The organism is Leifsonia poae (assembly GCF_027921845.1).
In the GTDB taxonomy this organism is placed as follows: Bacteria; Actinomycetota; Actinomycetes; order Actinomycetales; family Microbacteriaceae; genus Leifsonia; species Leifsonia poae.
The window spans coordinates 631,297-649,335 of the sequence record NZ_BSEN01000015.1 but is presented as its reverse complement, the minus strand read 5'-3'; the positions used below and the strand labels follow the sequence as shown (position 1 = coordinate 649,335).

16 protein-coding genes are annotated in these 18,039 nt (G+C 69.2%); 3 read left to right on the top strand and 13 right to left on the bottom strand.

Translation table 11 applies throughout. The annotated features are described in order from the left end of the window. Together PKE84_RS17830 and PKE84_RS17825 are read left to right on the top strand one after the other, a co-directional pair. Complete coding sequence (locus tag PKE84_RS17830; protein ID WP_271178587.1) at nt 1-531, top strand: aminoacyl-tRNA deacylase; 531 nt, start codon at nt 1-3, stop codon at nt 529-531. A gap of 136 nt (nt 532-667) precedes the next feature. After that, the gene (locus PKE84_RS17825; protein WP_271178586.1) at nt 668-1,513 is read left to right on the top strand and encodes a DUF559 domain-containing protein; all 846 of its coding nucleotides are present in this window, start codon (nt 668-670) and stop codon (nt 1,511-1,513) included. Nucleotides 1,514-1,589: 76 nt separating this feature from the next. On the opposite strand, the gene PKE84_RS17820 is transcribed toward PKE84_RS17825, so the two are convergent. The 4 genes from PKE84_RS17820 to recO are packed head-to-tail and all read right to left on the bottom strand — an operon-like array spanning nt 1,590 to nt 4,029. Then, the gene (locus tag PKE84_RS17820; protein WP_271178585.1) at nt 1,590-1,757 is read right to left on the bottom strand and encodes a hypothetical protein; all 168 of its coding nucleotides are present in this window, start codon (nt 1,755-1,757) and stop codon (nt 1,590-1,592) included. Continuing rightward, nucleotides 1,754-2,461, bottom strand: a complete 708-nt coding sequence (locus PKE84_RS17815; RefSeq protein WP_271178584.1) for a DsbA family oxidoreductase — start codon at nt 2,459-2,461, stop codon at nt 1,754-1,756. The genes PKE84_RS17820 and PKE84_RS17815 overlap by 4 nt, the downstream gene beginning before the upstream one ends. A 21-nt stretch (nt 2,462-2,482) precedes the next feature. Then, nucleotides 2,483-3,292: an isoprenyl transferase gene (locus PKE84_RS17810; RefSeq protein ID WP_271178583.1), complete on the bottom strand. Its 810-nt coding sequence runs from the start codon at nt 3,290-3,292 to the stop codon at nt 2,483-2,485. Continuing rightward, entirely contained in the window at nt 3,289-4,029 is a 741-nt protein-coding gene (gene recO, locus PKE84_RS17805; protein ID WP_271178582.1) for a DNA repair protein RecO, read from the bottom strand. Before recO ends, PKE84_RS17810 begins: the two co-directional genes overlap by 4 nt. 61 nt (nt 4,030-4,090) lie before the next feature. Between recO and PKE84_RS17800 the strand changes: the two genes are divergently transcribed. After that, the gene (locus PKE84_RS17800) at nt 4,091-4,846 is read left to right on the top strand and encodes a trimeric intracellular cation channel family protein (protein WP_271178581.1); all 756 of its coding nucleotides are present in this window, start codon (nt 4,091-4,093) and stop codon (nt 4,844-4,846) included. Nucleotides 4,847-5,002: 156 nt separating this feature from the next. Here PKE84_RS17800 and leuA read toward each other — a convergent pair whose 3' ends face one another. The 9 genes from leuA to PKE84_RS17755 all read right to left on the bottom strand — a co-directional run bounded on the left by leuA (nt 5,003) and on the right by PKE84_RS17755 (nt 18,032). After that, a complete protein-coding gene (gene leuA / locus PKE84_RS17795) occupies nt 5,003-6,775 on the bottom strand; it encodes a 2-isopropylmalate synthase (protein ID WP_271178580.1) in 1,773 nt (590 codons plus the stop codon). A gap of 135 nt (nt 6,776-6,910) precedes the next feature. Beyond that, complete coding sequence (locus PKE84_RS17790) at nt 6,911-9,394, bottom strand: DUF2156 domain-containing protein (RefSeq protein ID WP_271178579.1); 2,484 nt, start codon at nt 9,392-9,394, stop codon at nt 6,911-6,913. Between the two features lie 5 nt (nt 9,395-9,399). Further along, nucleotides 9,400-10,686: an alpha/beta hydrolase gene (locus PKE84_RS17785; protein WP_271178578.1), complete on the bottom strand. Its 1,287-nt coding sequence runs from the start codon at nt 10,684-10,686 to the stop codon at nt 9,400-9,402. 193 nt (nt 10,687-10,879) lie between these two features. Further along, nucleotides 10,880-12,322, bottom strand: coding sequence for an ABC transporter permease (locus tag PKE84_RS17780; protein ID WP_271178577.1), 1,443 nt, complete (start codon nt 12,320-12,322; stop codon nt 10,880-10,882). Beyond that, nucleotides 12,319-13,050 (bottom strand): ABC transporter ATP-binding protein, encoded by a 732-nt coding sequence (locus PKE84_RS17775; RefSeq protein WP_271178941.1) that lies wholly within the window; start codon nt 13,048-13,050, stop codon nt 12,319-12,321. Before PKE84_RS17775 ends, PKE84_RS17780 begins: the two co-directional genes overlap by 4 nt. A 149-nt stretch (nt 13,051-13,199) precedes the next feature. After that, complete coding sequence (locus tag PKE84_RS17770) at nt 13,200-13,886, bottom strand: response regulator (protein WP_271178940.1); 687 nt, start codon at nt 13,884-13,886, stop codon at nt 13,200-13,202. 5 nt (nt 13,887-13,891) lie between these two features. Continuing rightward, nucleotides 13,892-15,754, bottom strand: coding sequence for a sensor histidine kinase (locus PKE84_RS17765; protein WP_271178576.1), 1,863 nt, complete (start codon nt 15,752-15,754; stop codon nt 13,892-13,894). 89 nt (nt 15,755-15,843) lie between these two features. After that, nucleotides 15,844-16,737, bottom strand: coding sequence for a GTPase Era (era, locus tag PKE84_RS17760; RefSeq protein WP_271178575.1), 894 nt, complete (start codon nt 16,735-16,737; stop codon nt 15,844-15,846). Further along, on the bottom strand, nt 16,734-18,032 hold the full coding sequence (locus PKE84_RS17755) for a hemolysin family protein (protein WP_271178574.1): 1,299 nt from the start codon (nt 18,030-18,032) through the stop codon (nt 16,734-16,736). The genes era and PKE84_RS17755 overlap by 4 nt, the downstream gene beginning before the upstream one ends. Between the last annotated feature and the right edge of the window lie 7 nt (nt 18,033-18,039).

Sequence of the window (18,039 nt, the reverse complement as noted above, 5' to 3'; positions counted from 1 at the left end):
ATGACCGAGGGGCAGGATGCTGTGGAGACTCCGAGCAACGACTCTCCTGTGGAGACCGCTCAGGAGACCGGGCGCGCGCGCGTCGAGGCCGATGCGCGGGCGCGCGGCGTGAGCATCCGGGTCATCGAACGACCGGCGGCCAGGAGCCTCGACGAGGCCGCGCAGCTCCTCGGGATCCAGCCGTCGGACATCGTGAAGTCCCTGGTCGTCAAGCGCAGCGACGGGACCTTCGTCTTCGCGCTGGTGCCCGGCGGCCGCAAGATCTCGTGGCCGAAACTGCGCGGGCTCCTGGGCGTGAACAAGCTTCAGCTGCCCGACGCTCAGGTCGCGTTCGAGGCCACCGGTTACGTTCGCGGCACGATCACGCCGTTCGGCAGCACCACCGCCTGGCCGGTCGTCGTCGACGAGACCGTCGTGGGACGCACCGTCTCGATGGGCGCCGGCGAGCACGGCTACTCCCTCTTCGTCGACGCCGACGAACTCGTCACCGCGTTCGGCGCCACCGTCGCCGACATCACCGACCCCGAGTAGCGCCCCTCCCTCCCGCACGCAGAAGGGGCCCCGACGCGCCGCGTACCGACGCATGCGACGGCGTGTCAGGACCCCTGATTCGCCGAACTGTGGAGAACGTTCGGGCAAGACCCGCGGGCTGTGCCAGGGTGGGCCGATGCGAGCCGCACCATCCCCGCAGCCCTCGACGAGACGATCGAGCTCGCGCGGCTCGACCGAGCCGGACGCGGCCGAGCTCGCCTCTGCCGAAGCTGAGCTCTTCGACCGCTGCCATGCCGCTCAGGCGAGGATGGGAGTCGAGCGATTCTTCAGCCACACCACAGCTGCTCGGATCTATGGTCTCTGTCTGCCCCGCGAGATCGAGCGGAAGGCGGAGCTGCATATCTCGACGGTCGCACCGCGCCGCGCACCAAAAGGAGCGGGTGTCATCGGCCACAGACTCCGGATCGACCAGGATTCGCTGCGAATCCGGTCAGGACTTCGCGTGCCGCAAGCCGTGGAGGTGTGGTGCGAGCTCGCCAGCCTGCTCGAGGGTGACGACCTGGTCTGCGCAGGAGACGCGCTCCTGCGTCGGAAGAATCCGTTGACCGAACCCGATGCGCTCCGGATGGCAGTCGAAGCGGCGACAGACCGTCCGAGGGTGGATCGGCTTCGGCGGGCGCTCCGATTGATCCGCCCACGCACCGACTCCCCGATGGAGACGCGGCTGCGACTTGCCCTCATTCGCGCTCGTCTTCCCGAGCCGGGGGTCAACATCGCGATCCTCGATAGCCGGGATTCGTTCATCGGCTTCGGGGATCTCGTGTACACAGGAGCACGCGTCGTCGTCGAATACGACGGAGATCACCATCGATCGGATCCTGCGCAGTACTCGGCAGACGTGGACCGCCACTGGAGAATGCAGAACGCCGGGTGGCAATTGGTCCGCCTCGACCGCGCCCACCTCCGCAACAATGCGCATGAAGCGGTGAATCGCGTGCGGCAGGCGCTCACACCGAAATGAGGGGTCCAGACGCGCCGCGAGATCGACAATCGAACGGCGTGTCTGGACCCCTCATCGAAAGGGGGACGCGACGGGGCTAGTCGGCGGCGGGGATGACGCAGGAGTCGCCGTCGCAGACGACGGCGTTCGCGTCGCCGAGCGGGATCAGCGAGAAGGTCGCAGGAGCCGCGGGAGCGGCAGGCGCCGCGGGAGCCTCAGCGGGGTATGCGGCGAGGCCGGCGCCCGCGACCTCGGCCGCGGTCACGCGGTCACCTCGGCACCCGAAGCGTCCGCGGCGGCTCCGGCGCCCGCAGCTCGCTCCGACCACACCTGCTCGAGCACCTGCGCGAACGTCGCCGCGTCCTGGGCACCAGACACCCCATAGCGGCCGTCGATCACGAAGAACGGAACGCCCTGGATGCCGTACTCCTGCGCCAATGCCTGGTCGGCCCGCACGTCGGAGAGGAACTCCTCCGAGCTCAGAGCCGCACGCGCAGCGTCACGGTCGAGCCCGACCTCGACGGCGAGGTCGACGAGGTCGTCGACGCGCCCGATGTGGCGGCCCTCGGTGAAGTACGCCCGGAAGAGCCGCTCGGAGAGCTCCAGCTGCTTTCCGTTCGCCTTCGCGAAGTGCAGGAGTTCGTGCGCCTTCACGGTGTTCGTGTGCTTCAGGACGTCGAAGTCGTAGTCGAGACCCACCGATGACGCGATGCCGGTGACGCGCTCCAGCATCTGCGAGACCTGTGCGGGCTGCATGCCCTTGTGGCCGGCGAGGAAGTCGATCTCGCTGCCGTCGAAGTCGACGGGGGTGTCGGGCGAGAGTTCGAAGGAGTGGTATTCCACCTCGACCGCCCGGTCGTCGCCGGTGCCGGCGAACAGGCCGCTGCCGGCTTCGAATTTGCGCTTGCCGATGTAGCACCACGGGCAGGCGATGTCGGACCAGATGTCGATCTTGATGGGTTCACTCACGCAGTTCTGCAACGGTGAAGGTCAGCCGGGCATTCCCGGCGCGTCCACCGCACCGCCGAACCGGCGGTTGCGCCCCGCGTACAGCTCGATCGCGCGCCACAGATCGACGCGGGAGAAGTCCGGCCACAGCGTGTCGAGAAACACCATCTCGGCGTAGGCGCTCTGCCAGAGCATGAAGTTGCTGGTGCGCTGCTCCCCCGAACTGCGCACGAACAGGTCGACATCCGGCAGCTCGGGCGCGTACAGGTGGCGCTGGATGCTCTTCTCGGTGATTGCGGACGGCTTCAGGCGACCGGCGGCCACCTCGGACGCGAGCGTGCGCACGGCATCCGCGATCTCGGTGCGACCGCCGTAGTTGACGCACATCGTGAGGGTGAGCACGTCGTTGCCGGCCGTCAGCTTCTCGGCGAACTGCAGTTCCTTGATCACGGACGACCAGAGCCGCGGCTTGCGACCGGCCCAGCGCACGCGTACGCCCCACTCGTTCAGCTGGTCGCGGCGCCGGTGCAGCACATCGCGGTTGAAGCCCATGAGGAAGCGCACCTCTTCGGGCGACCGCTTCCAGTTCTCCGTGGAGAACGCGTACACGCTCAGGTGCTTCACGCCGATCTGCACCGCTCCGGCGACCACGTCGAGCAGGGCTGCCTCGCCCGCGCGGTGCCCTTCGATGCGGGTGAGCCCGCGCGCGTTCGCCCAGCGTCCGTTGCCGTCCATCACGACCGCCACGTGCTCGGGCACAGCGGAGATCGGCAGCTCGGGCGGATACAGACCCGTCCAGTCGAGCGGGCGGAACTCCACCGCGTCTTTGTGCGTGTAGGGCTTGGGGCTCATCCGTTCGCTTTCCGTTCGTGCTGCACGTGCGCCAGGGATCGCAGACCGCGCTCGAGGTGCCACTGCGTGTACGCAGCGACGACGCCGCTCGCCTTCGACCGCGTAGCGTCGTCGGTCTCGTCCGCCGCCTCCCAGTCGCCGCTGAGCAGCGCGCCGAGCAGCCCCACCGTCTGCGTGTCGAGTCGTGGCGCACCCTGCGGGGCGCAGTCGGTGCAGACCACGCCGCCGAGCTGCACCACGAGCGACAGGTGCGGACCGGGTGCCCCGCAGCGCGAGCAGTCGAGGAAGCTCGGCGCCCAGCCGGCCAGCGACAGCGCCCGCAGAAGGTACGAGTCGAGGGTCAAGGAGGCCCCGTGCTCCTGCCGTGAGAGCGAGCGGAGCGCTCCGACGAGCAGCAGGTACTGCTGCAACGACGATTCCGCCTCGGTCACGCGATCGGCCGTCTCGACCATGGCGTTCGCCGCCGTGTAGCTGGCGTAGTCCCCCGCGATCAGCGCGCCGTAGGCGCCGAGCGACTCGGCCTGGGTGATCACGTCGAGGCTGCGGCCCTCGTAGAGCTGCACATCCGCGACCATGAACGGCTCGAGGCGCGAGCCGAACTTCGAGGCGGTGCGGCGGACCCCCTTCGCCACCGCCCGCACCTTGCCGTGCTGGCGGGTGAGCATCGTGACGATCCGGTCGGCTTCGCCCAGCTTGTGGGTGCGCAGCACGACGGCTTCATCACGGTAGACAGGCACACTCAAGTATCCCGCGTAACACCGACAGTCCGGGTCAGCCGCGCATGATACAAAGTGACGTATGAGCACCACCGCCCTCACGATCCCCATCTGGGTCGATCTGGTGGCGGTAGGGGTCGGCAGCCTGCAGGGTGCGATGTTCGCGTCCGGCTTCCGCGACCGCCGCCTCGACCTGCTCGGTGTCGCGATCATCGGCGTCGCCACGGGTGTCGGCGGCGGCCTGCTGCGCGACATCCTGCTGGTGGTGCGTCCGGTCGCCCTGCAGTCGAACTGGTATCTGCCGATCACGGTCGTCGCCGCACTGGTCGGGATGCTCCTGGTGCGGATGTTCCGGCGCCTCGACCCGATCATCACCTTCCTCGACGCGCTCACGATCGGGCTGTTCGGCGCCATCGGCGCGACCAAGGCGCTGTCGCTCGGGCTTCCGGAGGTGCCCGCGATCTTCGTGGGCGTGGTCTCCGCGGTCGGAGGGTCGATCCTGCGGGATCTCCTGCTGAACCTGCCCATCGCCCTGATGCACGTCGGTTCGCTCTACGCGGTCGCCGCGGGCGCCGGCACGATCGTGCTGGTCGTCCTCGTCGACCTCGGCGTGCCCATTCCGGTGGCCGCGATCGTCTGCGTCGCCGTGACCACGATCATCCGGTTGCTGGCGGTGCGTTTCGGCTGGAGCCTCCCGGAGCAACGGGAGCTGAGCCGCATCCCCCGGCCGCGCTGGCCGCGTCTCTCGTGGCGCGCCGTGCGCGTCGACGAGCGCACCGAGACGGGCTCGATCCCGCGCTACAAGATCCCGCGCTACAAGCTCGACAAGCCCGAGTAGCCCCAGCTCGACTAGCGGCACAGCGCCGCGTCCGCACCCGCAACTCCCGCAACTCCGGATGCCCGCAGCGCCACGCCGCCCGCAAACGCAGAACTCCGGAACTCCAAGGCCCTGAGACCGACGAGTTCCGGAGTTCTTCGCGAAATCCGACGCGTGCTACGCCGTGACGAGCTCCTGCGCCTCCGCCGGAGCGCTGCCGCGCACCGCACGGTTCACCGCCGAGACGACCGCCTTGAACGACGCCGTGGTCGTGTCGGCGTCGATCCCGACTCCCCACAGGCGCGTGCCGTCGACCTCGAGCTCCACGTAGGCAGCAGCCAACGCGGACTCGCTCGCCGACAGCGTGTGCTGCGAGTAGTCGTAGAGGTGAACGTCGATGCCGCGCGCGTTCAGAATGTCGAGGAACGCCGCGATCGGGCCGTTGCCCTCGCCTGTGGCCTTCGCCACCGAGTCGCCGTCGCGCAGTGTGACGGTGAGCGAGACGTGATCGCCGGTCTCGTTGGTGGTGCTCGTGCTGCCGAGTTCGAACCGGCCCCACTTGCTCTCCGCCTCGTGCGCCGGCGCCGGCAGATACTCGTCTTGGAAGATCGCCCAGATGTCGTCGCTCGACACCTCGCCGCCCTCTTCGTCGGTCTTGGCCTGCACGACGCCCGAGAACTCGATCTGCAGCTTGCGCGGCAGGTCCAGAGCGTGGTCCGTCTTCAGCAGGTAGGCGACACCGCCCTTGCCCGACTGCGAGTTGACCCGGATGACCGCCTCGTAGCTGCGTCCCAGATCCTTGGGGTCGACCGGCAGGTACGGAACGGCCCAGACGAGCTCGTCGACCGACGTGCCCTTCGCCTCGGCCTCGGCGGCCATCGCCTCGAAGCCCTTCTTGATCGCGTCCTGGTGGGATCCGCTGAATGCGGTGAACACCAGGTCGCCGCCCCAGGGGCTGCGCTCGTGCACCGGCAGCTGGTTGCAGTGCTCGACGGTGCGCTTGACCGAGTCGATGTCGCTGAAGTCGATCTGCGGGTCGATGCCCTGCGTGAACAGGTTGATGCCCAGCGTGACCAGGTCGACGTTGCCCGTGCGCTCACCGTTGCCGAACAGGCAGCCCTCGATGCGGTCCGCGCCGGCCATGTAGCCGAGCTCGGCGGCGGCGACCGCCGTGCCGCGGTCGTTGTGCGGGTGCAGCGACAGGATGACGTTCTCGCGGTGGTTCAGGTGGCGCGACATCCACTCGATCGAGTCGGCGTAGACGTTGGGCGTCGCCATCTCGACCGTCGCCGGCAGGTTGATGATGACCTTGCGCTCGGCGGTCGGCTCGAAGACGTCGAGCACCTGGTTGCAGATGTCGGCGGCGAACTCGAGCTCGGTGCCCGTGTAGCTCTCGGGCGAGTACTCGTAGTAGATCGTCGTGCCGGGGACCATCGATTCCATCTGGCGGCACAGCCGGGCGCCGCTCAGAGCGATGTCGATGATGCCCTGCTGGTCGGTGCGGAACACGACGTCGCGCTGCAGGATGCTCGTGGAGTTGTACAGGTGAACGATCGCCTGCTTCGCGCCGACGAGCGACTCGTAGGTGCGCTTGATCAGGTGCTCGCGCGCCTGGGTCAGCACCTGGATCGTGACGTCGTCGGGGATGGCGTCTTCTTCGATCAGGCTGCGCACGAAGTCGAAGTCGGTCTGGCTCGCGCTCGGGAAGCCGACCTCGATCTCCTTGTAGCCCATGCGGACCAGCAGGTCGAACATGATGCGCTTGCGCTCCGGGCTCATCGGGTCGATGAGGGCCTGGTTGCCGTCACGCAGATCGACGGCGCACCAGCGCGGCGCGACGGTGATGCGCTGGTCGGGCCAGGTGCGGTCGGGCAGGTCGACGCGGATCTGCTCGTGGAAGGGCCGGTATTTGTGGATCGGCATGGCGCTCGGCGCCTGGGTGTTCTTCATGGTCTGAAATCTCCTCGTGGTGTCATCTGGAGAGCCAACGACGAACTCCGCGACGAGGGAGGCCCAGAACTAGGACTCGTCGCGGCAGCTAAGAAGGAGCAGACCGTACACAGAAACGAGAGTACCACGCACCGCTCAGCCGCGCCCGCGTGCCAGGGCCGCCGCTTGCCGCACCGACAGCTGCGGCAGGTACGCCCGGATCAGCGCGACGCCGATCGCCGGCAGTGCGACCGGGTCGGGGTACGCCATGATCATCGGCCGCTGGGCCGGCTGGAACTTGCGCTTGAAGCGCAGCAGCGACCGGAAGCCGTACACGGGCTCCAAGGACGAGCTCAGGAATCCGAGCGTGCGGTCCATGCCGCTGCGCTCCGCGTCCTCCGGTTCGACAGCGGTGTGCGCGAGGGGCGCCGCCGACAGGCTCATGAACTCGATGCCGTCGTCGCGCATCCGGATGGCCGCCTCGGCGATCAGGAACTCCATCACGCCGTTGATGCTGCCGGGCCGACGACGCATGAAGTCGAGCGTCCAGCCGACCACGACGCCGTCGCGGAAGGTGGGCAGCCAGCTGGTGACCCCCTCGATCCGTCCCTCCTCGTCCACGGCGAGCATCAGCCGAACGGCGGGATCACGCAGTTCGTCCAGGCCGCCGAGGGTGAAGCCCATCTCCGGCAGGTCCTTCTCGGCCACCCACTGCTCCGAGATGTCCGAGAGCTGCACGACCTGGCTGAGCGGGAGGGCGGCGAACGTCGTCCACTCGGCCCGGATGCCCGCACGTTCCGCCCGATTGATGGACGAGCGCACATCCTGCCACTTCTTGCCGGTGGTCGACCAGTTCTGCGGGTCGATGACGGCCTCCTCCGCGACCACCATGGTCGACCATCCCATCTCGCGGAAGAGCCCCTCGAAGGCGGCGTCGACGCTGTAGAAGACGGGCGTCCAACCGTTGTCGTCGCAGAATCGCGCGAAGCGGTCCACCGAGCGGTCGTGCGGGGGCGGAGCGCCGAACGGGCCGCCGGTGGTGATCGCGACGCGGCCGATCACGCGGTAGGCGATGGCGTGCCCGTCGACCGGATCGAACCAGTAGTCGTTGCCCGGCCAGGTGGCCATGAACGAGATCGCATCGCCACCGCCGCGCTCGATCGCCTCGCGCACACGCACGGCATCCGTCTCACCGCGCCGTGATCCGCTGCCGCGCAGCACCGGGATGGCGGCCAGGACGGCGACCAGCCAGAACACGGTCCCGACGTTGTCGTAGACGAAGGTGGCGAACGGCGTCGTCGGGAGGTACTGCACGGGTTCCCGTCGCAGGAACGTCACGGGGATGAAGCGTTCGAGCACGTCGTTCACGAGATCGCTCAGGTCGAGGGGCCGCGTGAAACCGGTGTCCTTCTGGAGGTACCCGACGGCGATGTAGAAGAAGGAGAGAGCCAGCCCGGCGGCGACGACGATGAGGATGTAGCGCTGCACGGCCCGGGAGGCGGGCCGAACGGGAAAGTGCCTGCGGAGCACGACGAGGACGACCGCGATCGCCAGTGGGAGCAGCGATGACAGTGCGAGGATCGCCGTGATCTCCCAGTAGCGCGGCGTCAGCGAGATGCGGGGCGTCACCCCTGCGAGCGGGAGGATCCCGAAGTAGAACGCCGAGAGCACCGCGAGCAGCACGTTCACCGCGACCGCCAGCCAGAGCGCGAAGCGGCTCCCCCGCAGCAGTCCGTACGCCGCGACGAGCAGCACCAGCAGCGGCAGCACCGAGACCAGCACCGGTCCGACGCCGCTGATCCGCTCGACCGCCAGGTCGTGCACGCACTGACGGGTCACGGCGAACGCCTGGCAGCGCTCCAGCAGCGTCCCCTTGTCGGGGGCCTCGCTGGTGAAGAGGAGGGCGATCGGCGCCAGCAATCCGTAGCGCGAACGTGTCAGCAGGCCGATGACGGGACCGACCGCGGTCACCGCCACGACGGACGCGAGCAGCACCCGGATCTCGTGGTGCGAACTGCGCACCCATCCGGTGCGCTTCGCGGTCGGCCGCAACAGCACCCCGAGTCCGAGGCCGGCGAACACGGCCACCAAGCGGTAGACATCCGACGGGAGGCCCGAGTACAGCAGGAAGACCACGGCGACGAGCACGGTCAGCACGCGGATGCGTCGTCGCCAGAGCGCTCCGGCGAACGCGCTCGCCGTCATGATCGTGCCGCCCAGCGCGGTGAACACGTCGAGCACCACCAGGTGCCGCACGCTCGTCGCCCACATCTCGCCTGTGTCCGAGGCGAGCAGCTGCAGCCCGATCCCGGCGGAGATCCCGACGATCGGGGTGGCCACGAATGCGACGAGCGTGCGCCACGTGCCCATGAGGTGCTCGGCCGCGCCGACGAGGACGATCGTCAGCACGAGAGCGACGATCAGCTCGACGATGTCGTTCGTGAAGAGCACCGACGTGAGCGGCGTCCACCAGTGCCCGTCGACGAGCGGTCCCGGCCCGGTTCCCAGCCACACGCCGAGCGGACGGCGCGGTCCGTGCATCGGTCCGGTCGCGAGAGCGAGGGCGAGGATCACCAGGGTGATGACCACGGTGACGGGACGCGCAGCGACGACCGCCCGCGCGCGTCCGGCCCACGACATCCGGGTCATCCTTCGAGTCCCAGGTGTGCGGCGATGAGCGGGAAGCCGTGCGCCAGTGTGTAGCGGACCGTGTTCCAGTCGTGCGCCGAACCGGGCGAGACGAGCAGGTCGGTCGACATCCCGGCCCGGTCGGCGTCGGCGCGCAGCGTGTGCGCGTATCCCGTGTACCGCAGGTCGTTCTGCCCGACGCCGAACACGATCAGCGAGTCACGGTACGGGGCGTTGGCGCGCAGCAGCGCGCTCGGCTGGGCGGCCCGGTACGCCGTCACAGAGCCCGCGAACCCGGTCGCCACGGTCGATCCGCCGGCGCCGAGGGTGGGGCCGAGTTCGCTCGACGACGCCAGCGCCGACCCGAAGAGCTCCGGGTGCCCGGCGGCGAACTGCACCGCGCAGGTCGCACCTTGGGAGTACCCGAAGACGCTCCACGCGGCCGGATCACTGCTCACCCGCAGATGGGCCCGGATCCACGTTGGAACGTCCTTCAGCAAGTAGGTGGCCGAACGGCCGAGCGTCGACGAGTCGACGCACATCGGGTTGCGATCGGGGCCGCCGAGCTGGTCGGCGGCGACGACGATCGGCGCCAGGCCGCCGTGCTTCGCCGCGTAGGCGTCCATGACGGCGCCGATCCGGCCGGCGGTGAACACGTCCGCCGGAGCCCCCGGCTGCCCGGCGAAGGCGTACAGCACGGGCAGAACCGGCGGCGCGGCCGTCAGCGCTGCGGGCGGCAGATAGACGACGGCCGTGCGGGCGGGGAAGCCCGAGGTCGTCGCCGGAATCCGAACCGTTCCCGTCTCGCCCGTGGCCGGCAGCGAAGCGGGCGGGGTCCAGGTCGATCCGTAGTCGGTGCCCACCGCGACGACCTCGCCGTGCTCGTGATGCAGGTCGAGGCCGCGGTACGGCACGACACCGACGACGTCGTCCAGCGTGCGGTATGCGCCGAAGTCCACGTTGATCGCCGCCGCCGACACGATCAGGAACACCGGGATGCTCACCACGGCGATGACCTTCCGCCACCATCGCGAGCGGAACAGGTTCGCCAGTGCCAGCGCGATTCCGGCGCATCCGATGACGACCCAGAACCGCGTGACCGTCGTCAGCTGAACGCCGAACAGGTTGAGCACGTCGCCGAACAGCCACGTGACGAACCAGCCGAGCACTCCCCCGGCAATGGCCGCGAGCACGCCGGCGAGCACGCGCCTCCACGTCGGGCGCACCAGGAGGTAGAGCGCGAGCGCCGCGGCCACGACGTCGGCGGCGATCAGAAACGGCTGCTGATCGATGCGCAGGGACATGAGCCAGTTCAGGGTGGATCCTTTCAGGGTGCCGGCAGGCCGACGCACAATTCTCGGGTATTCAGCCTGCGCAGAGCTGCGATGACGGGGGCGCTCAGGAAACTCCGAGCATCCAGGGGGCTTCACGGAAGAATGCGCGAGCGTCGGAGCGCTGGACCGGACGGCCGGCGCCCGTGGCCGGGCGGGCCGGGTGCTACTCGACGGCCAGCGCGGCCACCGGCGAGAGCGCCGTCGCCCGGCGCGTCGGCGCGATCGAGGCGACGACGGCGAGCACAGCGGCGGCCACAGCCACAAGCGCGAGGAACGGCCACGGAAGAGCAGGGACGAGCAGGCCACCTCCCGGGATGCTGCCGAGCAGCGACTGCGCACCGATCCAGCCGTAGACCGTGCCGAGCACCAGCCCGGTCAGCACCGCCGAGACCGTGAGCTGAGCGCTCTCGGCGAGGATCATCCGCTTCACCTGCTGCGCCGTGAATCCGAGAGCTCGGAGCAGCCCGAGCTCCCTGCGCCGCTGCAGCACGCTCAGCGAGAGGTTGTTGATCACGCCGACCGCCGCGATGACGGCCGAGAATCCGATCATCACGGAGAACACGATCATCGTCACCGTGACCACGGGGGTCACGCCCGCATACAGCTCCGGCTCGTTGCTCTGAGCCTCCTGAATCATCTGCAGATAGGACTGCGCGGCCACGACGAACATCGTGATCAGGGTGACCCCGATGACCAAGCCGATCGTGGTGCGGGAGCTGCGCTCCGGGTTGCGCACCGCGTTGGCCGCGGCCAGTCTCGTCGCCGTCCCGTGGCCGAACAGCAGTCCGACGCCCCGAAGGATGGAGGGCATGAAGAGGGGCGCGGCGAGGATGATGCCGGTGAACGAGAGCACGCCGCCGGGCAGGGCGACCAGCACTCCGTACGAGTGGTACTGCTGGAGCACCGGTGTCGCGAACACATCGAGCCCCAGCAGCAGGCCGAAGGCGAGGAGCGCCGCGCCGACGAGGATCAGGGCGGATGCGACGACAGTGCGGCCCCTGCTCCGCCGCAGTGCGGCGGGCGGGCGCTCCTCGGCGGCGCCCAGCGCCTGAACAGGCGTCACGGTCAGCACCCGGCGTCCGCCGACCCAGGAGGCCAGCCACGTCGTGAGCACGACGACCACCAGCGGCGCGAGCAGCGCCGGCGTGATCACCGGATAGAGCAGGTCCGGGAGCACGCGCAGCGCGACGAACACCCGCACGGCCGCCAGGGCGAGCGTCGCGGCGATCGCCCCGCCGAGCAGGGAGCCGATCAGCCCGACGGTCAGTCCCTCGCCCGCCACTGAGCGCCTCTGCGCCTGGGCGCTCGACCCGATCAGTCGCAGCAGGGCGATCGTGCGTGTGCGCCCGGCGATGATCGTCGCGAAGGTGTTGGTGGTCACGATCGCCCCGACGTAGACCGCGATGATGAAGAAGATCACGGCCACGACGTTGAGCGCTACCGTCACCGAGCCGTGCGCAGCGACGTCGTCCTGTGCGATGTACGCCGCCAGCACTCCCGTCGACGACAGGAGGGCGACGCCGAATGCCGAGCTCAATGCGGCGACCAGGATGCTCGCGCGGTGCTCGCGCGCGTTGGCGCGGAACGCCGAGAACGGCCGGCTCACGCGCGCTGCTCCATGCCCAGCATGAACGTGGAGATCTCTTCGGCGGACGACCGCCCCCGTTCTGCGACGACAACGCCGTCCGCCAGGAAGACGATGCGATCGGCGAAGCTCGCGGCGATCGGATCGTGCGTCACCATCGCGATGCTCTGCCCGTACGACCGGCTCGCCTCGGCGAGCAGGGCGAGGACATCGCGCCCCGTGCGCGAGTCGAGATTGCCGGTCGGCTCGTCCGCGAAGATCAGATCGGGACGGGTCGCGAGCGCGCGCACGATGGCGACCCGCTGCTGCTGCCCACCGGACAGCTCGTGCGGACGATGGGTGAGCCGGTCGCCGAGGCCGAGCGAGCCGACGAGGTGGTCGATCCACTCCGCCTGCGTACGGGTCGGGCGACGACCGTCCAGTTCGAACGGCAGCCGGATGTTCGCCTGGACGTCGAGCGTGGGGACCAGGTTGAACGACTGGAACACGAAGCCGACCCGGCGCCGGCGCAGCACCGTGAGCTCCGCATCCTTCAGGCGGGTGATCTCCGTGTCGCCGAGCCAGACCTGACCGGTCGTGACCGTGTCGAGTCCTGCCATGACGTGCATCAGAGTCGACTTCCCCGAGCCGCTCGGCCCCATGATCGCGGTGAACTGCCCGGCCGGGATCCCCAGGGTCACGCCGTCGAGCGCATTGACCCGTCCGGCGCCGGCGCCGTACGACTTGGTGGCATCCACCACGCGCGCCACCAGGGCGGTGCGGGAGTCGGGGCTCAGAATCGGGTTGGCGGTCGTGATCGTCCGGCTGGTGACATTGTCCATGTCGACAACGCTAGAGATCCGCGCTCGGCCGCGAATCAGGCCAGCGGTCGATCGTCACTCAGCCTGGAGGATGATTCCTATTCCGCCGCCGTGAGCCCGTGCTCGAAGGCGTAGACGACCATCTGCACCCGGTCGCGGAGCCCGAGCTTGCTCAGGATGCGGCTGATGTGCGTCTTCACCGTCGCCTCGCTCAGGTATTCGGTCGAGGCGATCTCCGAGTTGCTGAGGCCCCGGGCGGCGAGCACGAAGATCTCGCGCTCCCGCGAGGTGAGGTTGCCGAACTCCTGCGGCTGCTCCTTGGCGGGCTCGCCGGCGGAGAAGTACTGGAACAGCTCGCGCGTCGCTCCGGCCGCGATCACCGCATTGCCGGCGTGCACCGTGCGGATCGCCGCCAGCAGGAACTCCGGCTCCGCGTCCTTGAGCACGAAGCCGCTCGCCCCTCCCCGGATGGCGCGTGCCGCCGCTTCGTCGAGGTCGAACGTGGTCAGCACCACGATCCTCGGCGGCCTGCGACCATCGCGCACGGCCCGCCCGACGATCTCCGACGTCGCAGCGATCCCGTCCATCACGGGCATCCGGATGTCCATCAGCACCACGTCGGGCGACGTCTCGAGCGCCACCTGTACGCCCTCCTCGCCGTTCGCCGCCTCCCCCACGAACTCGAGGTCGGGCTGCGATCCGACGAGCATCCGGATGCCCGCGCGGAACAGCGCCTGGTCGTCGACCAGCAGCACCCGGATGCGTTCGCCCGCGCCTGCGCCCATCCCGCTCACGCCGGGGCTCCCACCGGCAGGAACGCGGCGACGGTGAATGTGTCGCCGGTCGGACCCGCGGTGAGCGAGCCACCGGCGAGCGTCGCACGCTCGCGCATCCCTGGCAGACCGTGGCCGATGCGGGGCAGGGCTCCCGTCCCGGTCGCGGTGGTGTCGAGCGTGATCGGTTTCATGGTGTTCCTCACGGTGATGCCGACCCCCTGCACGCCGGCCTCGCTCGTGATCGAGGCGAGGACGACGGTCGCCGGGTCGGCGGTGCTGCCGTGCCGGAGCGCGTTGGTCAACGCTTCCTGCACGATGCGGTAGGCGGCGATCTGCTGGGCGGAGCCGAGACGCTCGAGGTCGCCGCTGCGCTCCATCGTCACGTCCAGCCCCGCTGCTCGAACCTGATCGACGGTCTTGTCGAGGTCGTCGAGCGACGGCTGCGGGCCCTCCGGCTGTGCGTGGCGCAGTTCGGCGAGCAGTACCCGCACGTCGCCCAGCGCCGAGCGGGCCGTCGACGCGATGGTCGTGAGCGCCTCGTCGACGGCATCCGGATCGGCGTGACGGGCGTAGCGCGCCCCGTCGGCCTGGGCGATGACCACGGCGAGCGAGTGCGCGACCACATCGTGCATATCGCGGGCGATGCGCGTTCGCTCCTGCTCGACGACGACGTCTTCGACGGCGCGGGCGCGATCGAACTCGGCGGCGACCTGCGCGCGGCGCGAGATCCTGGCGTTGCGCCACGTGCGCATGAGCAGCCCGAGCACCCAGGACAGGCCCAGCACGGTCGCGCTGACGACGAACAGGAAGACGAACTGAAGCGCGAGCCGGGTGATCGCCCCGGAGAGCAGATCGAGGTAGTTCTGGCTGACCGCCGCGGTCAGCGTGAGGTACAGGGCCGCCACCACGGCGCCGACTCCGGCCGAGATCAGGCCCGACCAGCGCACGACGCGGTCTCCGTAGGCCGCCGTCGAGTACAGCACGATCAGCACGCCGACGTCGCTGAACAGGATGTTGTGGCCGGAGATCATCTGCAGCACGGCGGCCAGCCAGGCGATCGCGAGCGCCACCGGCGGCGACATGCGGCGCACAGCCACCGCGACCGCGAAGCCGATCATCACCACGAAGCCGGTGCGCGGCGACGAGTCGAATCCGAACACGTTCACCGTATCGAGCAGGAGGCAGACCACCGCGAACAGGGCCGCGCCGGCGATGTCGAACGCGAGCTGAGGGCGGGTGAGGCGGCGCACCAGCGCGGCGCGGTCGACGTCGGCGTCGAGTGTCGGCGTTCCGCCCGACGAGGCCAGCCACATCAGCACCGAGCGTCCGCCGTCCGTGCCGATCGCGCGCTGCCGCGCGACGAGGTAGCCCACGAACCAGCCGGCGACGAAGAGCACCACGACCATCAGGCTCATCAGCAGCAGACCGACGCCCTGGCTGGTGTAGTAGCCGGCGATCACCGGGCCGAACTGCGGGAACTTGATGTCGCCGCGCACGGTGAAGAGGTACGCGACGGCGGGTCCGAGCAGTACCGCCGAGACGAAGTCGAGCCAACGGACCACCACGCCCGAATGGGCGGCGACACCGAAGATCGCGAGCAGCACCGCGATGCCGCCGACGAGCCGGAACGGCGCACCGAGCGAGTCGGGTGCGGCCAGTTCGAGGAGTACCGATGCCCAGACCAGCCCGAGCGAGACCGCGGGGATGACCCGTGACAGCGCGACGGCCGCACAGGCGAACACGAGCGCGAGCGCCGACTCCACGTCGACCGGGAGACCGGTCGCGATCCAGACGGCGAACAGCAGGAGCCCCAGGGCGGGCTCGAGCACCCAGCGGAAGGGCACGAGCCGGTCCACGAGTCGGGAGCGCTGCAGCATCCTTCTACGGTACGGGGCGAACGAGGCCGTCGCCGCGCGCACGGGCGGATTTCATCCGCTGGATGTACGCGGCAGCGCCCGCGCCCGGGTCAGAACCCGAGGCGGCCGAGCTGCTTCGGGTCGCGCTGCCAGTCCTTGGCCACCTTCACCCGGATGGACAGGAACACGTGCTTGCCGATCAGCTTCTCGATCGGCACGCGCGCTGTTGCGCCCACCTCGCGGATGCGGCTGCCGCCCTTGCCGATCACGATCGCCTTCTGGCTGTCGCGCTCGACGAACAGGTTGGCGTAGATGTCGACGATGTCCTTGTCGTCGCGCTCGATGATGTCGTCAATCGTCACAGCGAGCGAGTGCGGGAGCTCGTCCTCCACGCCCTCGAGCACCGCCTCGCGGATGTACTCCGAGATGCGGTCCTCGAGTCCCTCGTCCGTCACAGCATCGGCCGGGTACAGCGGAGCCGGCGAGGTCGGAAGCAGTCGCATCAGCTCGCTCGTGAGCGTGTCGAGTTGGATGCTGCTCGTCGCCGAGATCGGGATGATCGCCTCCCACTCGCGCAGCTCGGAGACGGCCAGCAGCTGTTCGGCCACGGCCTGCTTGCTCGCCGTGTCGATCTTCGTGACGATCGCCACCTTCTTCGCCCGCGGGTACTCGTCGAGCTGATCATTGATGAAGCGATCCCCCGGGCCGATCTTCTCGTCCGCGGGAACGCAGAAGCCGATCACATCGACGTCGCCGAGCGTCGACTGCACAAGCGAGTTCAGGCGTTCGCCCAGCAGCGTGCGCGGGCGGTGGATGCCCGGCGTGTCGACCAGGATCAGCTGGCCGTCCTTCTGGTGGACGATCCCCCGGATCGCGCGACGCGTCGTCTGCGGCTTCGAGCTGGTGATCGCCACCTTCTCGCCGACGAGCGCGTTCGTGAGCGTCGACTTCCCGACGTTCGGGCGGCCGACGAACGAGACGAATCCCGCATGGAAATCGTTCACGAGTGCTTCTCCTCCAGCGACGCGTCCGGCGTCGCGATCAGGGCGGTGTCGCGCTCGACGAGCACGGTGCTGACATGTTTGCGGCGGCCTTCGGTGCGATCGACGGTGAAGCGCAGCCCGTACGCCGTCGCCGTCGATCCGACCTCGGGGAGGCGGCCGAGCGCCTTGGAGACCAGGCCGCCGACGCTGTCGACGTCGTCGTCCTCGATCTCGAGTCCGAACAGTTCGCCGAGCTCGTCGATCGGCAGGCGGGTGCCGACCCGGTAGCGGCCGGGCCCGACCTGCTGCACGAGCTCGACCTCGTGGTCGTATTCGTCGGAGATGTCGCCGACCAGTTCCTCGATGAGGTCCTCGAGCGTGACCAGGCCGGCGATACCGCCGTACTCGTCCACGACCATCGCCAGGTGGTTCGATTCCAGTTGCATCTGCCGCAGCAGCTGATCGGCCTTCTTCGACTCGGGCACGAACAGGGCCGGCCGAGCCAGGTCGCCCATCGTCACCTGGTCGGCGCCGAGCGGGCTCTCGAAGCTGAGCTTCGCCACATCCCTCAGGTACAGCACGCCGACGACGTCGTCGGGGTCGCCGTCGATCACGGGCATCCGGGACACGCCCTTGCTGAGGAACAGGCCCATCGCCGTGCCGAGCCCGGCGCCGCGATCGATGGTGATCATGTCGGTGCGCGGGATCATCACCTCACGCACCACCGTGTCGTTGAACTCGAAGATCGAGTGGATGAGCTCCCGGTCGTCCTCCTCGAGAACGTCGAACTCGGTCGCCTCGTCCACGATGCTGAGCAGTTGCTCCTCGCTCGCCACCGGGGCCGACCGGGCGCGCGACGGCGTCACCCGGTTTCCGAGGGCGACCAGACCGTCGGCGATCGGCCCGAGGAGCACGCGCACGAACCGGATGAGCGGCGCCGTCAGCCGCAGCAGCAGCGTCGAGTTCGCCCGGCCGACGCTGCGCGGGCTCGCCCCGACCAGCACGAACGAGACACCCGTCATGATCAGCGCGGACAGGATCAGTGAGATCCACCACTGTTCGAAGATCATCTCGAAGGCGAGCGTGACGAGCACGGCGGCCGTCGTCTCCGCCGTGATGCGGATGAAGTTGATCGCGTTGATGTGCGCGCCCGGGTCGGCCGCTATGGCCAGCAGGGACTTCTTCGACCGCGACGTCTCCGCGAGTTCGGCGATGTCGCCGCGCGACTGCACCGAGATCGCCGCGTCGACCGCCGCCATCAGGCCGCCGAACGCGACGAGCACGAAGGCGATGACGAAGAAGAGGGTGGTGAGCATCCGCGCC

Bases quoted from the DNA above. Each gene is read 5' to 3' on its own strand.
- PKE84_RS17790 (WP_271178579.1), bottom strand. From the start codon at position 9,394: ATGTCGTGGGCCGGACGCGCGCGGGCGGTCGTCGCTGCGCGTCCCGTC.
- PKE84_RS17755 (WP_271178574.1), bottom strand. From the start codon at position 18,032: ATGCTCACCACCCTCTTCTTCGTCATCGCCTTCGTGCTCGTCGCGTTC.
- leuA (WP_271178580.1), bottom strand. From the start codon at position 6,775: ATGAAGAACACCCAGGCGCCGAGCGCCATGCCGATCCACAAATACCGG.
- PKE84_RS17785 (WP_271178578.1), bottom strand. From the start codon at position 10,686: ATGTCCCTGCGCATCGATCAGCAGCCGTTTCTGATCGCCGCCGACGTC.
- PKE84_RS17770 (WP_271178940.1), bottom strand. From the start codon at position 13,886: ATGGGCGCAGGCGCGGGCGAACGCATCCGGGTGCTGCTGGTCGACGAC.
- PKE84_RS17810 (WP_271178583.1), bottom strand. From the start codon at position 3,292: ATGAGCCCCAAGCCCTACACGCACAAAGACGCGGTGGAGTTCCGCCCG.
- PKE84_RS17825 (WP_271178586.1), top strand. From the start codon at position 668: ATGCGAGCCGCACCATCCCCGCAGCCCTCGACGAGACGATCGAGCTCG.
- PKE84_RS17830 (WP_271178587.1), top strand. From the start codon at position 1: ATGACCGAGGGGCAGGATGCTGTGGAGACTCCGAGCAACGACTCTCCT.
- PKE84_RS17800 (WP_271178581.1), top strand. From the start codon at position 4,091: ATGAGCACCACCGCCCTCACGATCCCCATCTGGGTCGATCTGGTGGCG.
- PKE84_RS17765 (WP_271178576.1), bottom strand. From the start codon at position 15,754: ATGCTGCAGCGCTCCCGACTCGTGGACCGGCTCGTGCCCTTCCGCTGG.